Genomic DNA, 20,787 nt, shown 5'->3' with positions numbered 1-20,787 from the left:
AGCAAGACGCGGCAGATAAGCGTCAGCTAGGAGAGAACGGGGAGAACTGGCATTACGTGCCACCTATTCAAGAAGGGGCTTGTCGCCTCACCTTTCCGCGTTTCTCGCCGCTCGTCGGCGCAGCGTCCGGTCTTGCTTGTCGGGCGGTATCCTCCGCCTTTTCGCATGGGGCAAAGCATCTCCTCCCTTCCGGGAGCGGGCTTGCGGGCGCTCCGGTGCGGTTCGGGTCCCTCCAAGGCCCCGTTAGAGCGGGCCTTTGCGCCCCTAGAGTTCTTTTCGCTAAAGATTGGTATCAATCGGGAGGTAAGACAGACATGAAACGCTTTACCATCGCCACTGCGGCCCTGGCTCTCGCCGCGGGCGCTTGGCTGGCCGCTCCGGCCCCCAGCGCCGCTCAGCAGCAGTTCATCTCCATCGGCACGGGCGGCGTCACCGGCGTCTACTATCCGACCGGTGGCGCGATCTGCCGTCTGGTCAACAAGGACCGCCGCGATCACGGCATCCGCTGCTCGGTCGAGTCCACCGGCGGCTCGGTCTACAACGTGAACACCATCCGCTCCGGCGAGCTGGAGTTCGGTGTCGCTCAGTCCGACGTGCAGGCCGCCGCCTACAATGGCGATGGCAAGTTCGCCGATCAGGGCGCTTTTGAGGGACTGCGCTCGGTCTTTTCCGTGCATCCCGAGCCCTTCACCATCGTCGTGCGCGCCGATTCCGGCATCACCGACTTCGAAGGTCTGAAGGGTAAGCGCGTCAACGTCGGCAACCCCGGTTCGGGTCAGCGCGACACCATGGAGATCGTCATGGCCGGCTTCGGCATGACCATGGATGACTTCGCGCTCGCCACCGAGCTGAAGGGCTCCGAGATGTCCCAGGCGCTCTGTGACAACAAGATCGACGTCATGATGTACACCGTGGGTCACCCGGCCGCCGCCATCCAGGAAGCCGCCTCGACCTGCGACACCCGCCTGATCTCCGTCACCGGCGCGCCGATCGACAAGCTGGTGTCCGAGAACTCCTACTACCGGAAGGCCACCATCCCTGCCGGCATGTACAAGGGCACGGACGAGGACGTCACCACCTTCGGTGTCGGCGCGACCTTCGTGACTTCTGCGGACGTTTCCGAGGACGTGGTCTACGTGGTGGCCAAGGCCGTCATGTCCAACATCGAGGACTTCAAGAAGCTGCATCCGGCTTTCTCGAACCTCGATCCCAAGGAGATGATCACCGACGGTCTGACCGCGCCCCTGCATCCGGGCGCCGTGAAGGCCTACAAGGAACTGGGCCTGATGTAATCGGGTCCCGGTCGACTTAAGGACCGACAGGGTTAGGGGGCGGCGCGCTCGTGCTTAGGAGACGCCGCCCCCGATCCCGCGAAGAAACGCGAGAACAATAAGAAAATTAGGGACTGTGGGGGCACACGGTCCCAAGCGAAAGAGGCGGGCAGAAAGTCCACGCCAACGCCTTCGAGAAGGGGGCCTTCCAGCAGGGGAAAGCAGATGAGCGAACAGACCCAAGCCGACAAGGAAAAGCCGGGCGTCGATCTTGAAGATTTGGTCGCCTCCGCCGATACCGGCAACCGCCAACCCGGGGGCGTCATCGCGATCCTCATGACGGCCATCGCGCTGCTCTGGTCGCTCTTCCAGCTTTATTACGCATCCAACGTACCCGGGCTCATCAACGAGTACCTGGGCATCAACCTGGTTTTCAGCCTCAGTGAAGCGCGCGCGGTGCATGTCGCCTTCGCGCTGCTCCTGGCGGCCATGTCCTATCCGCTATTCAAGTCATCGCCCCGCAACTACATTCCCTGGTACGACTGGATCCTGGGGCTGCTCGGCGTGGCGGCCTGCTTCTATCTGCTGGTTTTCCAGGACCAGATCGCGCTGCGCGCGGGCCTGCCGACCACCGCCGATCTGGTGATGTCCACCATCGGCATCGTGGTCCTGATGATCGCGGCCTACAGGGCGCTCGGCCTGCCCTTGGTGATCGTCGCATCGGTCTTCCTGGTCTACGTCTTCTTCGGGTCGCAACCCTTCATCCCCGAGGTGATCCAGTGGAAGGGCGCATCCTACGGCAAGGCCATGTGGCACTTCTGGATGCAGACCGAGGGCGTGTTCGGCATCGCCGTCGACGTCTCGACCTCGATGATCTTCCTCTTCGTGCTGTTCGGCTCCTTGCTCGACAAGGGGGGAGCGGGCAACTACCTGATCAAGGTGGCTTTCGCGCTGCTCGGCCACCTGCGGGGCGGTCCGGCCAAGGCGGCCGTGGTCTCCTCGGCCATGACCGGTCTGATCTCGGGTTCTTCGATCGCCAACACCGTGACCACCGGCACCTTCACCATTCCCTTGATGAAGCGCGTCGGCTTCACGCCGGAAAAGGCGGGTGCTACCGAAGTCGCCTCCTCGGTCAACGGTCAGATCATGCCGCCTGTCATGGGCGCCGCCGCCTTCTTGATGATCGAGTACGCCAACGTCACCTATCTTGAGGTGGTGCGCCACGCGGTGCTGCCGGCCTCGATCTCCTACATCGCGCTGCTCTACATCGTTCACCTGGAAGCGCTGAAGGCCAACATGAAGGGCCTGCCCAAGCCCGGCGCGGCGCAGACCGTCTTGCGCAAGCTGACCGGCATGGTCGGCGGCTTCGCGGGCATCGGCATCCTGGCGGCCATCACCTACTACGGCCTGGGCTGGATCAAGGATCTGGCGGGCGACAGCACGGTCTACGTGGTCTCCCTGCTTTTCGCGGCTGTCTACGTGGCGCTGGTGGCGGTTTCCGCGCGGGTTCCCGACCTGGAGGTCGACGATCCCAACTCGCCCGTGGTCAGCCTGCCGGAAGTCAAGCCGACGGTGCTCTCGGGCCTTTACTACCTTCTGCCCATCGTCACGCTGGTCTGGTGCCTGATGATCGAGCGTCTCTCGCCCGGCCTCTCGGCCTATTGGGCGACGGTCGCGATGATCTTCATCCTGCTGACCCAGCACCCCATCAAGGGGCTGTTCCGCGGCCGCGCGGGTGAAATCGCGCTCGGCGTCAAGAAGGGCTTCTGGGAGATGTTCGAAGGCTTGATCGCCGGCGCCCGGAACATGATCGGCATCGCGGTCGCAACGGCCATCGCCGGCATCATCGTCGGCACCATCTCTCTGACCGGCGCGCACCAGGTGATCGGGACCTTCATCGAGTTCCTGTCCGGCGGCAGCCTGATGCTGATGCTGGTGCTGGTCGCGATCTTCAGCCTGATCCTTGGCATGGGCTTGCCGACCACGGCCAACTACATCGTGGTCTCCTCGCTCATGGCCGGCGTCGTGGTCGAGGTGGGCGCGCAGAACGGCCTGATCGTGCCGCTGATCGCCGTGCACCTCTTCGTCTTCTACTTCGGCATCATGGCCGACGTGACCCCGCCCGTGGGTCTCGCCTCCTTCGCGGCGGCGGCGATCTCCGGCGGTGATCCCATCAAGACGGGCTTCACGGCCTTCTACTATTCGCTGAGGACCGTGGCGCTGCCCTTCCTCTTCATCTTCAACACCGACCTGCTGCTGATCGACGTGACCTTCCTGGAGGGCGTCTTCGTCTTCGCCATCGCGACCTTCGCCATGTTGTTGTTCGCGGCAGGGACACAAGGCTACTTCTTCGCCCGCAACAAGGTTTGGGAGGCGGTCGCGCTGCTCTTGATCGCCTTCACGCTCTTCCGGCCTGGGTTCTGGCTCGACATGATCGACCCGCCCTATGAAATCCTGCCGCCGACGGCGGTGGTGGAACGCGCCGCCCAGGCGCCCGCCGACGGGGAGTTGCGGGTCGTGATCGAAGGGCCGGACTACAACAACCCGGACAAGATCGGCTCCATGCACCTCATGCTGCCGCTGGGTCCGCCCGAATCGGATGGCGTGGCGCGCCTGCAGCGCGAAGACCTTCAGGTCGTGGTGGAAGGCGATCAGGTGATCCTGGAAGAGCCCTTCCGTCCCGGTGAGGTCGGTTCGGTTCCGGGCAGGAAGCTGATCGGCTTCGACTTCTATGCCGACGAGCCCGTCCAAGTCACCGCGGTTGAGGTCGAGAAGGACCGTATCTTCAAGGAGATCTTCTACCTTCCGGCGCTCCTGCTGCTGGCCTTGGTGATCTTCCTGCAACGCCGCCGCACCGACGTGCCGGCCTTCTGAGGAAAAAGGGGAGAGAGCGATGTACAAGGACATCCTTCTGGCCGTCGACCTGGGGCATCTCAAAAGCCAGGCCAAGGCCGTCACCACCGCCGTGGAGTACGCCAAGTCCTTCGGGGCGACCCTGCACCTCGTAACCGTCGTGCCGGACTACAAGATGTCGATCGTCGGCAGCTTCTTTCCCGCGGACTTCGAGGAGAAGGCGCTGGATAAGGCCCGCGAGGACCTCCACGCCTGGTCGGCGGAGACCATCCCGGCGGAGGTCGCGACGCAGCACATCGTCGGGCACGGGTCGATCTCGCGGGAGATTCTGCAGGCGGCGAAGGAGACCGGCTGCGGCCTGATCGTCATGGCCTCCCACCGTCCGGAGTTCGAGGACCATCTCCTGGGCTCCAACGCCTCCAAGGTGGTCAGCCACGCGGCCTGCTCGGTGCTGGTGGTCCGCTAGGGCGAAATGGCTCTGCGTCTCCTGGCCGCGCTGCCGGCCGGGATCGGGACGGTCTCGGGCAGAGGCAAGTCCGGGGCCGCCTTCCCGTCCGGCCCTTTCATCGAGGGCTCCGACGCTGCGGAACGAGAGACGGCTTACCGCCTGGACGAGGCTGCTTACGGCCATTCCGTCACCCGCAGGCAGGGCTGGTACGAGGATGAGCCGCCCCGGCAGGAGGCGCAAACCGGCGCCTACCTCATCACCCGCACGCCGATCACCAACCGTCAATACGCCGCCTTCATCGCTGACACCGGCCATCGCGCGCCCGGGGTCGATCCCGAGACCTGGCGTGGCTATGGCCTGATCCACCCCTATGAACGCACCCGCCGCCACGCCTGGAAGGAGGGCGCGCCGCCCGAGGGCCGCCTGGAGCATCCCGTGGTGCTGGTCAGCCACGGCGACGCCCAGGCCTACGCGCGCTGGCTGAGCGGGAAGACGGGGCAGCGCTGGCGCTTGCCGAGCGGCCGGGAATGGGAGAAGGCGGTGCGCGGCACCGATGGCCGGCTCTTTCCCTGGGGCGGCGCCTGGGACCCCTCGAAGCTCAACAGCCACGACGCCGGACCCTTCGACACGCTTCCGGTCGGCAGCTTTCCGGACGGCGCGAGCCCCTTCGGACTGCTCGATCCCGCAGGACAGGTCTTCGAGTGGACAGCCGACCCGGCGGGCGAGGGGCGCTATCTGGTGCGCGGCGGTTCATGGGACGATTCGGGGTGCGGTGTCTGCCGTCCGGCCTCCCGGCACGGGCGGCCCGAAGACATAAAGCACATCCTGATCGGCTTCCGGCTGCTGCGCGAGGCTCCCTGAAGCGCGCTCGCTCACTTGATCATCACAAGCGCGCGACGGCCTTCAAGGGATGCTTGTAAGCGGACGGCGAATCGCTAGGTTTTAGGGGAAGATAAGTTTCCCTCGGAGTTGCAAGCACCGCCATGAGAACCGAAGAAGTCGTCAACAAGGCGCTCATCACCTCCAGCGTCGATTTCGCAAAGCTGCCGAAAAAGGAGCTGGAGACGATGGCCGAGGCCGGGCACGAGGTGGTGGAGATTCACCGCATCCTGGCCAAGACCGGCGACAACGTGGTGGGCGAGCTGCTGCGCGACGCCGGCACCTTCTACGAGTGGGACCACTATCCCTCCGGCGACGTCTACGACCGGGAAACCCATTCGCAGTACTACTACCACGCCCATCCCTTCGATGAGCGCTTGAGCAACGAGCACGGCCACTTCCACACCTTCCTGCGGCCCAAGGGCATGCCGCGCGGGATCAAGCCGGCGAAGGTGCCGGGCTCGACCCTGCCGGAGGACCCCAACGACCATCTGAGCCACCTGATCGCGGTGACCATGGACTCCGCGGGCTTTCCCTTCGGTCTCTTCACCACCAACCGCTGGGTCACCGGAGAGGTCTGGTACAAGGCCGAGGACGTGATCGCCATGCTCGACCGATTCGAGATCGACCACGCGCGGCCCTCCTGGCCGGTCAACCGCTGGATCGGGGCGCTGCTGGTGCTGTTCCGCCCGCAGGTCCGCGAACTGATCCTGGCGCGCGACCGCTTCGTGGAGGACTGGGCCAAGGACAGCCCCAGCGACGAGGTCTTCGAAGACCGCTCCCTGGAGATCACCTCCATGATGCGCATCGACCTGCAGGACCAGATCCAGAAGGTCGGCCGCGCGCTGGGCGCGTGAGGCGCTAGCAATCCGGGCAGGGTTCGGTCGGCAGGCCGCGTTTCAGCCAGCCGGGGCCATGGCGCGGGTTGCCCAGCATCCCTTCGGTGATGTTGTAGAGCTCAGAAAAGCCCGCTTCCTTCAAGAGGCTGTAGGCATAGGCCGAGCGCACGCCGGTCGCGCAGATGAAGGCGATGGGCCGGTCGCGCTCGCCGCCTGCGGCCTCGCTCACCTTCATGACGAAGTATCCGACGCCTCGCGGCTCGTGAATGGTGATCGCTTCAGCGCCTTTTGGGATGCCGGTCTCCGCCCATTCGAGCTTTGAGCGCACATCGATCAGGAGCAGGCCGTCTTCCTGCATCCGGGCTTCGGCCTCGGGCGCGGAGAGGTCGGGGACCGGCTGCTGAGCGGCGGCCCGCTGGTAGGGACCGTTTGCGGGGCCGACGAGCACCAGCAGCGTAAAGGCGAAGAGCGCCGAAGCCAGACGGCGCGGCGAGATCCAGCCGGTTCTGCGTCGGTCCTTGTTCGACTGTTCCATGACGCCTTTGAAAATAGGCCTGCTGCGCCGGCGTCAACAAGCCTGCGCGCGCCGCTATCGCGCAGAAGTGAAGCCGGGCTCTCTGTAAGGAAACGCCGCTTGCACCGACCGCCGTGGTTGGCTATAAACCCGCTCGCCTGACGGGGAGTAGCTCAGCCTGGTAGAGCACTACGTTCGGGACGTAGGGGCCGGAGGTTCGAATCCTCTCTCCCCGACCATCAGCAAAGACAAAAGCCGCGGCGAGAACCGGAACGACGGTCTCTTCCGCGGCTTTTTCTTGTCCGGGATCAGTAGGCGCGGGAGACCGCGAACTCGGCCAGGAGGTCGAGCGCCTCCTTCTCCGGCCGGTCGGGGAAGATCGAGAGCGCGCGCCGCGCGGCGGCGGCATGCTCTTGCGCGCGCGCCATGGTTTCCTCCAGCGTGCCGTGCTTCTTCATCAGCGCCTGCGCCTTGGCGAGATCGGCGTCCTCCTGCTCGACCTCCTCGATGCAGCGCCGCCAGAAGGCCTTCTCTTCCTCGTCGCCGCGCTGGAAGGCCAGGACGACCGGCAGCGTCACCTTGCCTTCGCGGAAGTCGTCGCCGACCGACTTGCCGAGGGCCGCCTGTTCGGCGGAGTAGTCCAGAACGTCGTCGACGAGCTGGAAGGCGATGCCCAGGGACATGCCGTATTCGCGCAAGGCGGCTTCCTCGGCCTCGGGCCGTTCGGCCACGACCGCGCCCACCTCGGCGGCGGCGGCGAAGAGCACCGCCGTCTTGGCGCAGATAACGTCCATGTATTCCTTCTCGCCGGTCGCCGTGTTGTTGGCGGTCATCAACTGGCCCACCTCGCCCTCGGCGATGTCCGCAGAGGCGTCGGAGAGGATCTTCAGGACCTTCAAGGAGCCGTCGGCCACCATCAACTGGAAGGCGCGCGAGAAGAGGAAGTCGCCGACCAGCACGCTGGCCTTGTTGCCCCAGACGGCGTTGGCGGTCTTGAGGCCGCGGCGCAGGTCGCTCTCATCGACCACGTCGTCGTGCAGCAGCGTGGCGGTGTGGATGAACTCGACACAGGCGGCCAGCGCCACGTGGCGCTCGCCCTCGTAGCCGCAGAGACGGGCCGAGGCCAGCGTCAGGACCGGGCGCAGGCGCTTGCCGCCCGCCGCCACGATGTGCCCCGCAAGCTGCGGGATCAGCGCGACCGGCGACTGCATGCGCTCGACGATGGTGCTGTTGACGCGCTTCAGGTCGTCTTCGACCAGCGCACGGAGCAGGGCGAGCGGCTCGCTCCTATCCTTGTTCAGGTTGGTGGCTCCGGCGACGACGGCCAAGTTTCTAGTCTCCCGACGGGTCTCTTGCATGCGGCCGGATGGCTATGCCTTCTTCTCCGGCTTGGCGCAAGCTGCTTATTGCTGGCAGCATAGGCGGACGCGGGGAAGCGTCAAGCCCAGCCATGGTCAGGCGCCGCCTCCCCGCGGAGGCACGCGCTGAAAGGGGGGTGGGGGACGCCATGAAGGAACTGGTACGCAGCAACGATCCGGTCAAGCTGTCCTGGCTTCAGGCTCTCTTGAGCGATGCCGGGATCGAGAGCTATCTGCTCGACAATCACATGTCGGTGCTGGAAGGCAGCCTGCCCCTGCTGCAACGCCGCCTGGCCGTGCTGAACGAAGACTACGACGACGCCCGCCGGGTCCTTCAGGAAGCGGGCGAAGAGCTGCCGGGCGTGTCATGACGGAAGGAAGCGCCGGTCTGGAGGTCAGCGAGGACCGTCTCTTGGGCGGGCGTCTGCTGTTGCGCCAGCCGCGCGCGGGATTCCGGATCGCCATCGACAGCGTGTTCCTGGCCGCCGCCGTTCCCGCCGGTCCGGGAGAGAGCCTGCTGGACCTCGGCTGCGGCGTCGGCGGGGCGGCCCTCTGTCTTCTGGCGCGCCAGCCCGAGGCGCGGGTCACGGGGATCGATATCCAGCGTCCGCTGGTCGCCTTGGCGGCGGAGAACGCCCGGATCAACGGCCTGGAGAAGCGCTTCGCCCCGGTCGTCGGCGACCTGCGGCAGCCGCCGCCGCGCATTGCGCCCGCCGGCTTCGATCACGTCATGGCCAACCCGCCCTACCTGGAGGAAGGCAAGGCCACGGCCTCGCCCAAGGAGACCCGCCGTCTGGCCGACATGGAGGGGGAGGTCCGGCTGGCGGACTGGATCCGCGCGGCGCTCACCCACGTAAAGGACGGCGGCAGCGTGACCTTCATCCAGCGCGCGGACCGGCTCTCCGCCCTGCTCGCCGGGTTGGAGGGCAGGGCGGGCGCTCTTGTCGTCTATCCGCTCTGGGCGGGGCCGGAGAAACCGGCGCGGCGCGTGCTCGTGCAGGGAATAAAACAGAGCAAGGCGCCCTTCACCCTCGCGCGCGGGCTGACGCTCCACGCCGCGGGGGGCGGTTACAGCGCAGAGGCCGAGCGAGTCCTGCGCGATGCGGGCGCGCTCGATCTTACGGGTTCTTGACCGAAACCCGCGCGGCGGTCATAAGACAGGCCCATGTTGTTCTCCTTCCAGAAGATACTTGTCCTCATCGGCATCGTCGGCGCCGTCTGGTACGCCTTCCGCATGGTCGGGCGCTGGCAGAAGGAGCGCGAGCGCCAGGGCGAGTTCGACAAGCGCAAGGATCAGCGCCGGGCCGAGCAGCGGGCCGCGGAACAGGCGGCCGCGAAAAGCGACCCCAAGGGCGGCAAGTGGCGCGCGCCCTGGTCCAAGAAGGCCGCCGCCGAGGCCGAGGAGATGGTGGAGTGCAAGGTCTGCGGAGCCTACGTGCCCTCCTCCAAGCCGAGCAACTGCGGACGGGGCGACTGTCCTTACTGATTGCCCCTACTGATTGGCGTTTGATTCCCCGAGGAGCGCTGGCTAATCTGCCGCACCTTTTTGCAGCGCAACAGAGGCGATAGAGGACGGTCCGGCGAGAGATGAGCGCCCAGGAAGCCCAGAACGGAAACAAAACGGCGAGCCCCGCGCGCGGTCCCAAGAAACTGGTCGACCGCGAGCGCTGCTTTCAACGCCTGATCCTGACACTTCAGAGCTACTGGGCCGACAAGGGCTGCGTCATCCTCCAGCCCTACGACATGGAGGTGGGGGCCGGCACTTTCCATCCCGCGACCACGCTCAGGAGTCTCGGGCCGGACCACCACTGGAACTGCGCTTACGTGCAGCCCTCGCGCCGCCCGACCGACGGGCGCTATGGCGAGAACCCCAATCGCTTGCAGCACTACTACCAGTATCAGGTGCTGATGAAGCCCTCGCCGGAGAACATCCAGCAGCTCTACCTGGGCAGCCTGGAGGCCATCGGCATCCGCGCCGAGGAGCACGACATCCGCTTCGTCGAGGACGACTGGGAAAGCCCGACTCTGGGCGCCTGGGGCCTCGGCTGGGAGGTCTGGTGCGACGGCATGGAGGTGACGCAGTTCACCTATTTCCAGCAGGTCGGCGGCATCGACTGCCACCCGGTCCCGGTCGAGCTGACCTACGGGCTTGAGCGTCTGGCCATGTATGTCCAGGGCATCGAGAACGTCTACGACCTGGATTGGGACGGGATCGAGGACGCGCAGGGCGGCAAGACCTACGGCGATGTCTTCCTGCGGGCGGAAAAGGAGTTCTCCGCCTACAACTTCGAGCAGGCCGACACCGAGGCGCTGTTCCGCCACTTCGCGGACGCGGAGGCCGAGTGCAAGAACGCGCTCGCCGCCGGACTGGCGCTGCCCGCCTACGACCAGTGCATGAAGGCCAGCCACCTCTTCAACCTCCTGGATGCGCGCGGCGTGATCTCGGTCACCGAGCGCCAGGCCTACATCGGCCGGGTGCGCGCGCTGGCCAAGGGCTCCTGCGAGGCCTGGGTCGGTAAAGGCAACGGCGGGGAGGCGTCCTGATGGCCGAGCTCGTCGTCGAGTTGCGCTCCGAGGAGATACCCGCGCGCATGCAGGCGGGGGCGGCGCGCGATCTCCAGCGCCTGATGGAAGAGGCCCTGAAGAAGGCCGGGCTGGACTACGAGAGCGCGGCCTGCTTCGTGACGCCGCGCCGCCTCGCGCTCACCGTTGCAGGCTTGCCCGAGCGGCAGCCGGACGTGGAGGAGGAAAAGCGCGGCCCCCGCGAGGGCGCGCCCGATCAGGCGATCCAGGGCTTCCTCAAGGGCAACGGCCTGGAAAGCCTGGAGCAGGCCGAGCTGCGCGACACCGGCAAGGGCAACTTCTGGTTCGCCGTGAAGAAGATTGAAGGCAGGCCGACGAAAGAGGTGCTGCCCGGCCTGCTGGAAGGCGTGATCCGCGCCATGCCCTGGCCCAAGTCCATGCGCTGGGCGGAGGGCGAGTTCCGCTGGGTGCGCCCCTTGCGCTCCATCCTCGCGGTCTTCGACGGCAAGGTTCTGGACGGCGGGCTCGACCTGGGCGGCGGCGCGCAGCTGAGCTTCGGCGCGACGGCCAGCGGCCATCCCTTCATGGGGCAGGGCGCTTTCACCGTCACGGACTTCGAGAGCTACAGGAAAGGGCTGCTGGGGCAGGGGGTCGTGCTGGACCCCAAGCAGCGCCGCAACTCCATCGAGAGCCGCGCCGACGTGGCGGCCATGAACCTGGGCGTCCGGGTCAAGAAGGACGAAGGGCTGCTGGACGAGGTCGTGGGGCTGGTGGAATGGCCGACGGTCCTGGTCGGCGCCATCGACGAGAGCTTCATGGACCTGCCGGCCGAGGTGCTCAGCACCTCCATGCGCAGCCATCAGAAGTACTTCTCGCTGACCCAGCGCGACGGCTCGCTGGCCCCGCACTTCCTTCTGGTGGCCGACTGCGAGGTCGAAACGGGCTCGCCGTTGGAGAAGAACATCGTCGCGGGCAACGAGCGTGTCCTGCGCGCGCGCCTCTCCGACGCGCGCTTCTTCTGGGACCAGGACAGGAAGCGCACGCTGCAATCGCGGGTCTCCGATCTGAAGCAGGTGGTCTTCCACGCCAAGCTCGGCACGGTCGAGGACAAGGTGGACCGGATCACCAGCCTAGCCGTGGCGCTGGCGAAGGATATCGAGGGCGCCGAGGTGGACCGTGTGCGCTCCGCCGCGCGCCTCGCCAAGGCCGACCTCACGACCGGCATGGTGGGGGAGTTCCCTGAACTTCAGGGCATCATGGGCCGCTACTATGCCAAGGCAGACAATGAGCACGACGAAGTCGCCGAGGCCATCGCCGAGCACTATTCGCCCCTGGGTCCCAATGACGCCTGCCCCTCCGCGCCGACCTCGGTGGCCGTCGCGCTGGCCGACAAGCTGGACACGCTGGTCGGCTTCTGGGCGATCAATGAGCTGCCGACCGGCTCGAAGGACCCTTATGCGTTGCGCCGCGCGGCCCTGGGCGTGATCCGTCTCATTCTTGAGAACAATCTGCGGCTGGAACTGCTCAGCGTGTTCAACAAGGCCTATGATTGCTACGGCTCCGCGTTCAAGAGGGAGCATCGCTTCAACGAAGGGCACCTTCTCTCCTTCTTCTCCGATCGCTTGAAGGTGGCCTTGAAGGATCAAGGAGTCCGCTTCGACCTGATCGCCGCCGTTCTTGAGGGCGGTGGCATCGACGATCTGGTGAGCGCGATTTCGAAGGTGCAGGCGCTCCAGGCGCTGGTGGAGAGCGAGGCGGGCTCCAACCTGCTCACGGCCTACCGGCGTGCGGCGAACATCGTACAGATCGAAGAGAAGAAGGACGGCGCGCGCTATGCGGAGACGCCGGACGCCAGCCTGTTCGACGCTCCTGAGGAGAAGGCCTTGGCCGATGCCTTGGGCGCGGCCCAGGACAAGGTGCAGGAGGCGCTCAAGGCCGAGGACTTCGCAGCCGCCATGGACGCCCTGGCGGCTTTGCGCGGGCCGGTGGACGCCTTTTTCGACAAGGTGACGGTGAATGCGGAGGAGGCGTCGCTCAGGGCCAATCGCCTGCGGCTCTTGAACGCCATCAAGGCGACGCTCGAAGGTGTCGCGGACTTCTCGAAGATCGAAGGTTAGAAAGGAAGACGGAAAAGCCATGACCAAGTGGGTCTACTCTTTCGGCGGAGGCACGGCGGACGGCCGGGCCGAGATGCGCAACCTTCTGGGCGGCAAGGGCGCCAACCTGGCGGAGATGTCTTCGCTGGGCCTGCCGGTGCCCTCCGGCTTCACCATCACGACCGAGGTCTGCACCCACTACACCGACTCCAAGGGCGGCTATCCCGATGAGCTGAAAGCGCAGCTGGCCGAGGCGCTGGCCAAGGTCGAGCGCGAGGTCGGCGCCAAGTTCGGCGATCCGGAGAACCCGCTGCTGGTCTCCGTCCGCTCGGGCGCGCGCGCCTCCATGCCCGGCATGATGGACACGGTGCTGAACCTGGGCCTCAACGACGAGACCGTGGCGGGCCTCGCCAAGCGCTCGGGCGATGCGCGCTTCGCCTACGACAGCTACCGCCGTTTCATCCAGATGTTCTCCAACGTGGTGCTGGACGTGGATCACCACAACTTCGAGGAGATCCTGGAGTTGGCCAAGGAGGACCGGGGCCTCTCGCTCGACACCGAACTTTCGGCCGAGGACTGGCAGGCCGTCATCAAGCAGTACAAGGAGAGTGTGGAGCAGGAAACCGGCGAGCCCTTTCCGCAGGACCCCGAAGCGCAGCTCTGGGCCGCCATCGCCGCCGTCTTCGGTTCCTGGATGAACCAGCGCGCGATCACCTACAGGAAGCTGCACGACATTCCCGAGAGCTGGGGCACGGCGGTCAACGTCCAGGCCATGGTCTTCGGCAACATGGGCGACGACTGCGCGACCGGCGTCGCCTTCACCCGCAACCCCTCGACCGGCGAGCACCGCTTCTATGGCGAGTTCCTGGTCAACGCCCAGGGCGAGGACGTGGTGGCGGGCATCCGCACGCCCCAGTCCCTGACCAAGATCGCCCGCGAGGAGAGCCATTCGGACCTGCCCTCCATGGAAGAGGCCATGCCCGAGGTCTTCAAGCAGCTGGACGAGGTGCGCGCGCGGCTGGAGGGTCACTACCGCGACATGCAGGACCTGGAGTTCACGGTCCAGGGCGGCAAGCTCTACATGCTCCAGACCCGCAGCGGCAAGCGCACCACGCCCGCCGCGCTCAAGATCGCCTGTGACATGGTCGAAGAAGGCCTCATCACCAAGGAAGAGGCCATCACCCGCATCGACCCGCAGCAGCTCGACCAGCTTTTGCACCCGACCCTCGATCCCGACGCGCAGCGCGAGATGATCGCGCGCGGCCTGCCGGCCTCTCCCGGCGCTGCTTCCGGCATCATCGTCTTTTCCGCCGAGGAGGCGGAGAAGCGGGCCGGGCAGGGCGACGCCGTGATCCTCTGCCGGGTCGAGACCAGCCCGGAGGACATCCACGGCATGCACGCCGCCAAGGGCATCCTGACCACGCGCGGCGGCATGACCAGCCACGCCGCCGTGGTGGCGCGCGGCATGGGCCGGGCCTGCGTGGCGGGCGCCGGAGAACTACGCATCGACTACCGCGCCGGGGTGATCCGTGTGCGTGACGTGGAGCTGAAGGGCGGCGAGGTCATCACCATCGACGGCTCCTCGGGCGAGATCTACAAGGGCAAGGTGCCGACCATCCAGCCCGAGCTTTCCGGCGACTTCGCCGTGCTGATGGGCTGGGCCGACGACATCCGCCGCCTCAAGGTGCGCACCAACGCCGAGACCCCGCTGGACTGCCGCACGGCGGTCAATTTCGGGGCGGAGGGCATCGGTCTTTGCCGTACCGAGCACATGTTCTTCGACGCCGACCGCATCATCTCCGTGCGCGAGATGATCCTGGCCGACAGCACCAGCGGCCGGGAGAAGGCGCTCGCCAAGCTGCTGCCCATGCAGCGCGCCGACTTCGAGGAGATCTTCAAGATCATGGCCGGGCTGCCGGTCACCATCCGCCTGCTCGATCCGCCGCTGCACGAATTCCTGCCGCATCAGGAAGAGGAATACGCCGAGGTGGCCGAGGCCGCGGGCGTCTCCGTCGAGATGCTGCGCGACCGGGTCGCCAAGCTCTCCGAGACCAATCCCATGCTGGGGCACCGCGGCTGCCGTCTCGCCATCACCTATCCCGAGATCTACCAGATGCAGGCCCGCGCCATCTTCGAGGCGGCCTGCAAGGTCCAGAAGGACAGCGGGCAAGCGCCTCTGGTCGAGGTGATGATCCCGCTGGTCTCTCTGGAATCCGAGCTGGAGCGACTGACCGCGCAGGTGAGGGAGGTGGCCGAGGCCGTCTTCGCGGAGACCGGCACCAAGATCGACTATCTTGTCGGCACCATGATCGAGCTGCCGCGCGCCTGCCTCCTGGCCGACCGCATCGCCGAGGAGGCGGAGTTCTTCTCCTTTGGCACCAACGACCTCACGCAGACGGTCTACGGCCTGTCGCGCGACGACGCCGGGAACTTCCTGCCCGCCTATGAGGCGCAGGGCCTCCTGGAGCAGGACCCCTTCGTCTCCCTGGATCAGGAGGGCGTCGGCCAGCTGGTCGCCATGGCCGTGGAGCGGGGCCAGAAGACGCGCCCCGGCATCAAGCTCGGCATCTGCGGAGAGCATGGCGGCGATCCCGCCTCGGTGCGTTTCTGCCACCACACCGGCCTGGACTACGTCTCCTGCTCGCCCTACCGCGTGCCGATCGCGCGTCTGGCGGCGGCCCAGGCCGCGCTTCAGGAAACCGAGCGCGACGTCTGAGCCGCGACGTCTGAGGCCGGCCGGCTCCAGGCGCTATTGGGGCGGCTGAGCGTCGCAGGCGCAGCCGGCGGGCTTTCCGCAAGTCTTTTCCCGCGCGATGCAGCTATCGCCGCAGGCTTTGCCCTTGCGGCAGGTCTTGCAGCAGCGCTGGGACAGCTGCGTCGTCGGATCCCCGGCCTCGGCGCCGCCTCTTTCCAGCAAGCGCTCCAGCAGCAGCGATGGACTCTCCTCGGAAGGCTGCGCCGTCACCGGGCCGGACAAGAGGAGAGCCGCGGCCAGCACCAAGGCGTAGATCAGTGGAAGCCTGCCAGGTCTCATCAGGGACCTTCTCCCGAAAGCGGTATCGTAGATACCTATTACCCGCCAAAAAGCACCCTGCGGCAAGCCTTCAGCGAAACAGGGACAAAAACCCGCTATTTGTGTAACTATTACTGATTGCGACAATCAGCCGGGGTTCGCCGCATGAGGTATGAAAGTGAACAGCATATGGACCGAGTCTCCCGCCTGGTCCGGGTCAAGCTGACGGACGGATCGGAGGTCAAGGGGCGCATCTTCCTGCGCCAGGGCGACCGGGTGTTGGACCTGCTGAACGACGAGCGGATGTTCATTCCCTTCGAGAACGACGAGACCTCGATCATCGTGCTGAACAAGACGGCGATCATGGGGATCTTCGACGACCTGAACCAGAGCACCGGGGTTCGCGAACAACGGAAAGATCCTCGGGCCGAAGATGATTGGTAGAGCGCGGTCGTTCGCAAAGCAGCGTCGCATCTTCTCGCGCCTTGCCTCCTTGCCGGTCTGCGCCGCCGCGCTCCTGGCGCTCGCGATCCTCTTTACCGGCCGGTGGTCGGCGGCCTCTCCCGTCAGCAAGGGCATCATCGGGGAAGACGACCGGGTGATGCTGGACGCCACCGCCGCGCCCTGGCGCTCGCTCGGCAAGGTCAATGTGGCCGGGGAGGTCTTCTGCACGGGAACCCTGATCGCGCCGGACTTGGTCGTGACGGCGGCGCACTGTCTGGTCTGGCCGGGCAGCGGCCGCTTGCGCGCGCTTTCGGACATCCACTTCGTCGCCGGGCGGCACCTGGACGGCTACCTGGGCCACGCCAAGGCGCGCGAGGTTCTCTTGCATCCGGGTTTCGAGTTGAGCGCGCAGCGGGACCTGGCCGAGCGGCACCGCGACATCGCCCTCATCCGCCTGGACCGGGCGTTGGAGCAGGAGCCGCTTGAGCCTCTTTCCGTGGTTCCCGAACAGGGCACGCGGATCGACTACGCCTTCTACGCCAAGGACCGGCGCTACCGCCTGTCCCGCCATGCCGGATGCAGCTTCCGGGAAGCGCGGCTCAAAATCTGGTTGCTGGACTGCGATACCGTGGAAGGCGGATCGGGCGGGCCGGTGTTCATGGAAACGGCGGGGGGCTACCGCCCCGTCGCCATCGTCGTCGGATTCATGATCGCCGATCAGGGGACCTTCAGCCTGGCCGTGCCGTTCTCTCAGTTGACGGCGATGGGCGCGCGCTGAGAGCGCCTTCAGACAGGAAAAAGGGCCGGCGACCCCGCCGTTGTCCGGGTCGCCGGCCCTTCCTCTCCCCCACCAATCGGAAGACTGTAACTGTTAGGCCGTTGCGCCGCGCAGCCGCCGGTTGACGGCGCGAAGACACATGAAGTTGTTGTAGAGCCTGTACGGCGCCGTGACGATCGTCACTACTTGGCGTGCCATGATCCGTTCCTCCCCTTTTGGGTCTCGACAAAAGTGGCGCGGCATTTCGCCCGGAGGCTCCGGGCGGCTGGCCCCCCGTCCCTTGGCGGCCAGCGCAATGATTCTTTCTAACAGATTTCTCTCAAATTGTAATTAAAAAATGTCCATTAAATATCTGAAATCGTTAGATTATTTGTTAATCTATCGTTAAGGATTATGAAGTCATGGCCAAAAAGCAGAAGCCCGCTGTGCGTGACTTCTGGGCAACAGGCACAAGATATGGTTGTCCAAAGAGAAGTGCCGCCAAATATCTCGCTGAAAAAATTAGGGTTTATTAACAAAGTCCTAATGGCTGAAGCTCTGCTTACGCATGAAGCGTCGATCTTTCGATAAAGTTTGAGATAAAATCTCGCCACTGCTGAAACAGGGCGGGAATCTGGCGATGAGTAACGACCGCAATATCAAAGGGGAGGAGGCGGCCCATTCGGTCCTTCGGGAACAGGACCTGGATTGGCTGACCCATGTGGCGAAGGACGAAGCGGGACTGCTGATCCTGGCTGACGCCAAGGGCGATCCGATCGACGCGCAGACTTTGCGCCGCTGTCTGGCGCTGGGCGTGATCGAGCCGATGTCTAGTGAAGAGGGGATCGGCTTCCGGCGGACTGAGCGCGCGCTCGCCTTCCTTCAGTCCGCGCCGCCGAGCGTGAAGCGCGACATGGCGCAGCTGCGTACGCTGCTGGACGCGCCCAACAGCCCCTTCCGGCTGGCGCAGACCGGCGGCGGCGCCGCGCTGCAACGCCGCATGCAGATCGCCGGAAGCTCGGTGCTGCTGCTGACGGCGGCGGGCTTTGCCGCCTGGGTGGCCAGCTACTGATCGATCCACTGGAAGCGCCGTAGCGCCCTTCTACTTTCAAAAGCTGTTGCAGTCGCGCGGCCGCCGGGCTCTCCTTGGCGGCCAGAGCCATGACCGATTCCAGACGAGGGGACCCGTGACCATGACCACCAAACCGCTTCGCGTCGCCCTGGGCGGCTTCGGCGCCATCGGCCAGGCCGTTGGCCGCCGCCTGGACCAGGGGATCGAGGGCTTGGAGCTGGTCGCCGTTTCCGCGCGCGACCACGAAAAGGCCAAGGCGAACATGGCCGACTTCAAGAAACCCGTTCCGGTCCTGGACCTGGAGGCGCTCGCCGGGCAGGCGGACGTGGTGGTGGAGTGCGCGCCCGCCAAGGTCTTCGACCAACTGGCCGGCAGCGCCATCGAGCAGGGCCGCATCTTCGTTCCCATTTCCGTGGGCGCGCTCTTGCCGCGCATGGCGCTGATCGACCGCGCCAAGGAGACCGGCGCGAAGATCCTGGTGCCGACCGGCGCTCTGCTCGGGCTGGACGCCGTCAGGGCGGCGGCGGAGGGAGAGATCGAGAGCGTGCGGCTGGTGACGCGCAAGCCGCCGGGCGGCCTCGCGGGCGCGCCGCATCTTCTGGAGAACGACATCTCGGTCGAGGGCTTGACCGAGGCCAAGCTGGTCTTCAAGGGCAGCGCGCGCGACGGCGCCATCGGCTTTCCCGCGAACGTCAACGTGGCCGCGGCGCTGAGCCTCGCCGGCATCGGCCCGGACGAGACCACCCTGGAAATCTGGGCCGACCCCTCGGTCACGCGCAACACCCACACCATCACGCTCGAATCGGACAGCGCGCGGCTCACCATGACCATCGAGAACATTCCCTCGGCTGAGAATCCGCGCACGGGCAAGATCACCGCGCTGTCGGTGATCGCGGCCCTGCGCCGGCTCACCGCCACCCTTCAGGTGGGCAGCTGAGTTTCTGTCCAATTTAAAGAAATTTTTAATTAATGAGCTGTTTAATCATTCTGGCTTATCAAAGGAGCCCTTGAAGGTTCCTGACGAACAAGACGTGAGTTGAGATTTGGCGACCAGAGCGATTCCAGGATCCCAGCAATGGCGTGAGGCGGTGGCGCGTGACGGCGTCGGCGCGACCGCCGGGACCGTCCGCGGCCATGATGTGGACTATTCCGAGGTGCGCAGCGAAATGGCGCGCTTCAAGCGTCCCAATACCCTGTTGGGCGTCGCCCTCTTCCTGTTCGACTACGGGCTCTGGGTCGCGGCGATCGCCGGGGTGCTGTTCCTGCCCGATCTCTGGATGAAGGTGGCGGCGGGCGTCGCCGCGGGCTTCAAGCAGGCGACCCTCATGGTCATCGCCCATGACGCGGGCCACGGCAACACCACCACCTCGAAGAAGCTCAACCGCTTGATTTCGATCCTGGGGTTCATGCCGACCCTGTTCAACTACCGGCTCTGGCTCTACGACCACAACAAGTCGCACCACTATGCGACCAACGACCCGCACCGCGATCTCTACAAGCCCTTCTCGAAGGCGGAGTTCGACGCGCTGCCGCGCTGGCGCCAGGTGCTGGAGAAGGTCTACCGCACCCCGCTGGGCATGGGGCTCTACTACCTCCTGGAGCGCTTTCCCCTCTTCAAGCTCTTCCCGACCCGCTATTTCCCGGAGCGGCTACATAAGAGGGCCTGGTTCCACTTCGGGCTCTTGATGGTCTACACGGTGGGTTTCGTCGGCCTGCTGGCCGCCGCCCCCATCTACTCAGGGACCGGGAGCCTGACGGCGGTGCTGCTGGGTTTCCTTCTGCCCTTCTACGTGGCGGTGCACCTCTTCAGCTTCACCACCTACATGCAGCACAGCCACCCTGAGATTCCCTGGTTCGACAGTGCGCCGGACCGCCATCTCTTCCGTCAGGAAGACATCTCCGCCCACATCGTCTTTCCCAAGTGGTATCAGGCGCTCAGCTATCACATCCACGAGCACCCGGCCCACCACGTGAACCCCAACATCCCCTTCTACCGGGCGGGCAAGGCCCAGGCCCGGCTGAACGAGATCATGGGGGAGCAGGCCGTCTCGACCCGCTGGACGCCGGGCTGGTACCTGCACTGCATGCGCACCTGCCGCCTCTACGACTACGAGAACCACCGCTGGCTCGACTGGGACGGCACGCCGCTCACCGGCTGCCTGCTGCGCCCGCACCTGCAAGAGCGCCTGGCGGAGAAGGCAGAAGCGCAAGCCAGCCGGACAGCCGGCGCGGTCGCGTGAGCGGCTCTTGATCCAAAGGAAATTCTGAAAGAAGCTGGTGCCGCCGGACAGATTTGAACTGTCGACCTCTCCCTTACCAAGGGAGTGCTCTACCCCTGAGCTACGGCGGCGATGCGATGGGGGCGCGGCCAGCGGCCCGCCCCGGAAAAGCGGGCGCAAGATGCCACCGGCCCCTCGCAAAGGCAAGTCCCGAATTCGGCTTTCAGGCAGGCCTGTCTTGACGCTTCGCGCGGCAGGGCGCAGATAGAGCCCATGAGCGAGAAGAAGACCGAAAAGGACACCGCCGCCCAGCAAAGGGAGCGCAGTGGGAAAGACGCCAAGACGACCCGCGAGGCGCGTCTCGCCGCCGCCCTGCGCGACAACCTGAAGCGCCGCAAGCAGCAGGCCCATGCGCGCAAGTCCTGATACGCAAAGCTCATCGAATCGCCGCGAATCGCCGCGCAGCTACCCCACTCCGGCCTGCTTTGCCCGGCAAAAGAG

The 20,787-nt window shown here is 65.7% G+C and carries 20 protein-coding genes and 2 tRNA genes; 18 read left to right on the top strand and 4 right to left on the bottom strand.

Translation table 11 applies throughout. The features are described from left to right. Positions 1-314 precede the first annotated feature (314 nt). From P8X75_08400 to P8X75_08380, 5 genes are all read left to right on the top strand, one after another. Entirely contained in the window at positions 315-1,292 is a 978-nt protein-coding gene (locus P8X75_08400; GenBank protein ID MEJ1995222.1) for a TAXI family TRAP transporter solute-binding subunit, read from the top strand. Between the two features lie 204 nt (positions 1,293-1,496). After that, positions 1,497-4,145, top strand: a complete 2,649-nt coding sequence (locus P8X75_08395) for a TRAP transporter permease (protein MEJ1995221.1) — start codon at positions 1,497-1,499, stop codon at positions 4,143-4,145. A 19-nt stretch (positions 4,146-4,164) separates the two neighbouring features. Next, a complete protein-coding gene (locus tag P8X75_08390; GenBank protein MEJ1995220.1) occupies positions 4,165-4,590 on the top strand; it encodes a universal stress protein in 426 nt (141 codons plus the stop codon). Positions 4,591-4,596: 6 nt separating this feature from the next. Continuing rightward, positions 4,597-5,433, top strand: a complete 837-nt coding sequence (locus P8X75_08385; GenBank protein ID MEJ1995219.1) for an SUMF1/EgtB/PvdO family nonheme iron enzyme — start codon at positions 4,597-4,599, stop codon at positions 5,431-5,433. A gap of 122 nt (positions 5,434-5,555) precedes the next feature. Then, a complete protein-coding gene (locus tag P8X75_08380; GenBank protein ID MEJ1995218.1) occupies positions 5,556-6,308 on the top strand; it encodes a hypothetical protein in 753 nt (250 codons plus the stop codon). 4 nt (positions 6,309-6,312) lie between these two features. Here P8X75_08380 and P8X75_08375 read toward each other — a convergent pair whose 3' ends face one another. Beyond that, positions 6,313-6,825: a rhodanese-like domain-containing protein gene (locus P8X75_08375; GenBank protein ID MEJ1995217.1), complete on the bottom strand. Its 513-nt coding sequence runs from the start codon at positions 6,823-6,825 to the stop codon at positions 6,313-6,315. A 141-nt stretch (positions 6,826-6,966) separates the two neighbouring features. On the opposite strand from P8X75_08375, the gene P8X75_08370 reads away from it, so the two are divergent. Beyond that, positions 6,967-7,043 (top strand) — tRNA-Pro (locus tag P8X75_08370). Positions 7,044-7,112: 69 nt separating this feature from the next. Here the strand turns inward: P8X75_08370 and P8X75_08365 are convergent. Then, positions 7,113-8,132: a polyprenyl synthetase family protein gene (locus P8X75_08365; protein MEJ1995216.1), complete on the bottom strand. Its 1,020-nt coding sequence runs from the start codon at positions 8,130-8,132 to the stop codon at positions 7,113-7,115. 179 nt (positions 8,133-8,311) lie between these two features. Between P8X75_08365 and P8X75_08360 the strand changes: the two genes are divergently transcribed. The 6 genes from P8X75_08360 (at position 8,312) to ppdK (ending at position 15,497) form a co-directional block, all read left to right on the top strand. Beyond that, positions 8,312-8,533 carry a DUF2007 domain-containing protein gene (locus tag P8X75_08360; GenBank protein ID MEJ1995215.1) on the top strand — a complete coding sequence of 74 codons (222 nt, stop codon included), beginning with the start codon at positions 8,312-8,314 and terminating at the stop codon, positions 8,531-8,533. Further along, a complete protein-coding gene (locus tag P8X75_08355; GenBank protein ID MEJ1995214.1) occupies positions 8,530-9,294 on the top strand; it encodes a methyltransferase in 765 nt (254 codons plus the stop codon). The genes P8X75_08360 and P8X75_08355 overlap by 4 nt, the downstream gene beginning before the upstream one ends. A gap of 33 nt (positions 9,295-9,327) precedes the next feature. Beyond that, complete coding sequence (locus P8X75_08350) at positions 9,328-9,648, top strand: hypothetical protein (GenBank protein ID MEJ1995213.1); 321 nt, start codon at positions 9,328-9,330, stop codon at positions 9,646-9,648. A gap of 101 nt (positions 9,649-9,749) precedes the next feature. Continuing rightward, the gene (locus P8X75_08345; protein MEJ1995212.1) at positions 9,750-10,706 is read left to right on the top strand and encodes a glycine--tRNA ligase subunit alpha; all 957 of its coding nucleotides are present in this window, start codon (positions 9,750-9,752) and stop codon (positions 10,704-10,706) included. After that, a complete protein-coding gene (gene glyS, locus P8X75_08340; GenBank protein MEJ1995211.1) occupies positions 10,706-12,802 on the top strand; it encodes a glycine--tRNA ligase subunit beta in 2,097 nt (698 codons plus the stop codon). Before P8X75_08345 ends, glyS begins: the two co-directional genes overlap by 1 nt. 19 nt (positions 12,803-12,821) lie before the next feature. Beyond that, positions 12,822-15,497, top strand: a complete 2,676-nt coding sequence (gene ppdK, locus P8X75_08335; protein ID MEJ1995210.1) for a pyruvate, phosphate dikinase — start codon at positions 12,822-12,824, stop codon at positions 15,495-15,497. 33 nt (positions 15,498-15,530) lie between these two features. Here the strand turns inward: ppdK and P8X75_08330 are convergent, their stop codons facing one another. Continuing rightward, positions 15,531-15,815, bottom strand: a complete 285-nt coding sequence (locus P8X75_08330) for a hypothetical protein (protein ID MEJ1995209.1) — start codon at positions 15,813-15,815, stop codon at positions 15,531-15,533. Between the two features lie 168 nt (positions 15,816-15,983). Here P8X75_08330 and P8X75_08325 point away from each other — a divergent pair, with 168 nt between their 5' ends. The 5 genes from P8X75_08325 to P8X75_08305 all read left to right on the top strand — a co-directional run bounded on the left by P8X75_08325 (position 15,984) and on the right by P8X75_08305 (position 20,307). After that, positions 15,984-16,238: a hypothetical protein gene (locus P8X75_08325; GenBank protein MEJ1995208.1), complete on the top strand. Its 255-nt coding sequence runs from the start codon at positions 15,984-15,986 to the stop codon at positions 16,236-16,238. After that, a complete protein-coding gene (locus P8X75_08320) occupies positions 16,228-17,016 on the top strand; it encodes a trypsin-like serine protease (protein ID MEJ1995207.1) in 789 nt (262 codons plus the stop codon). Before P8X75_08325 ends, P8X75_08320 begins: the two co-directional genes overlap by 11 nt. A 619-nt stretch (positions 17,017-17,635) precedes the next feature. Next, positions 17,636-18,067 (top strand): hypothetical protein, encoded by a 432-nt coding sequence (locus P8X75_08315; GenBank protein ID MEJ1995206.1) that lies wholly within the window; start codon positions 17,636-17,638, stop codon positions 18,065-18,067. A 121-nt stretch (positions 18,068-18,188) separates the two neighbouring features. Then, the gene (locus tag P8X75_08310) at positions 18,189-19,004 is read left to right on the top strand and encodes an aspartate dehydrogenase (GenBank protein ID MEJ1995205.1); all 816 of its coding nucleotides are present in this window, start codon (positions 18,189-18,191) and stop codon (positions 19,002-19,004) included. A gap of 151 nt (positions 19,005-19,155) precedes the next feature. Beyond that, positions 19,156-20,307 (top strand): fatty acid desaturase, encoded by a 1,152-nt coding sequence (locus tag P8X75_08305; protein MEJ1995204.1) that lies wholly within the window; start codon positions 19,156-19,158, stop codon positions 20,305-20,307. 35 nt (positions 20,308-20,342) lie between these two features. Here the strand turns inward: P8X75_08305 and P8X75_08300 are convergent. Beyond that, positions 20,343-20,417 (bottom strand) — tRNA-Thr (locus tag P8X75_08300). 142 nt (positions 20,418-20,559) lie between these two features. Between P8X75_08300 and P8X75_08295 the strand changes: the two genes are divergently transcribed. Next, positions 20,560-20,712 carry a hypothetical protein gene (locus P8X75_08295; GenBank protein ID MEJ1995203.1) on the top strand — a complete coding sequence of 51 codons (153 nt, stop codon included), beginning with the start codon at positions 20,560-20,562 and terminating at the stop codon, positions 20,710-20,712. Positions 20,713-20,787: the final 75 nt, after the last annotated feature.

It is taken from the genome of Limibacillus sp. (genome assembly GCA_037379885.1).
In the GTDB taxonomy this organism is placed as follows: Bacteria; Pseudomonadota; Alphaproteobacteria; order Kiloniellales; family CECT-8803; genus JARRJC01.
Note: the sequence above shows the minus strand (reverse complement) of the source record. Positions and strands in the feature narration are given on the sequence as shown.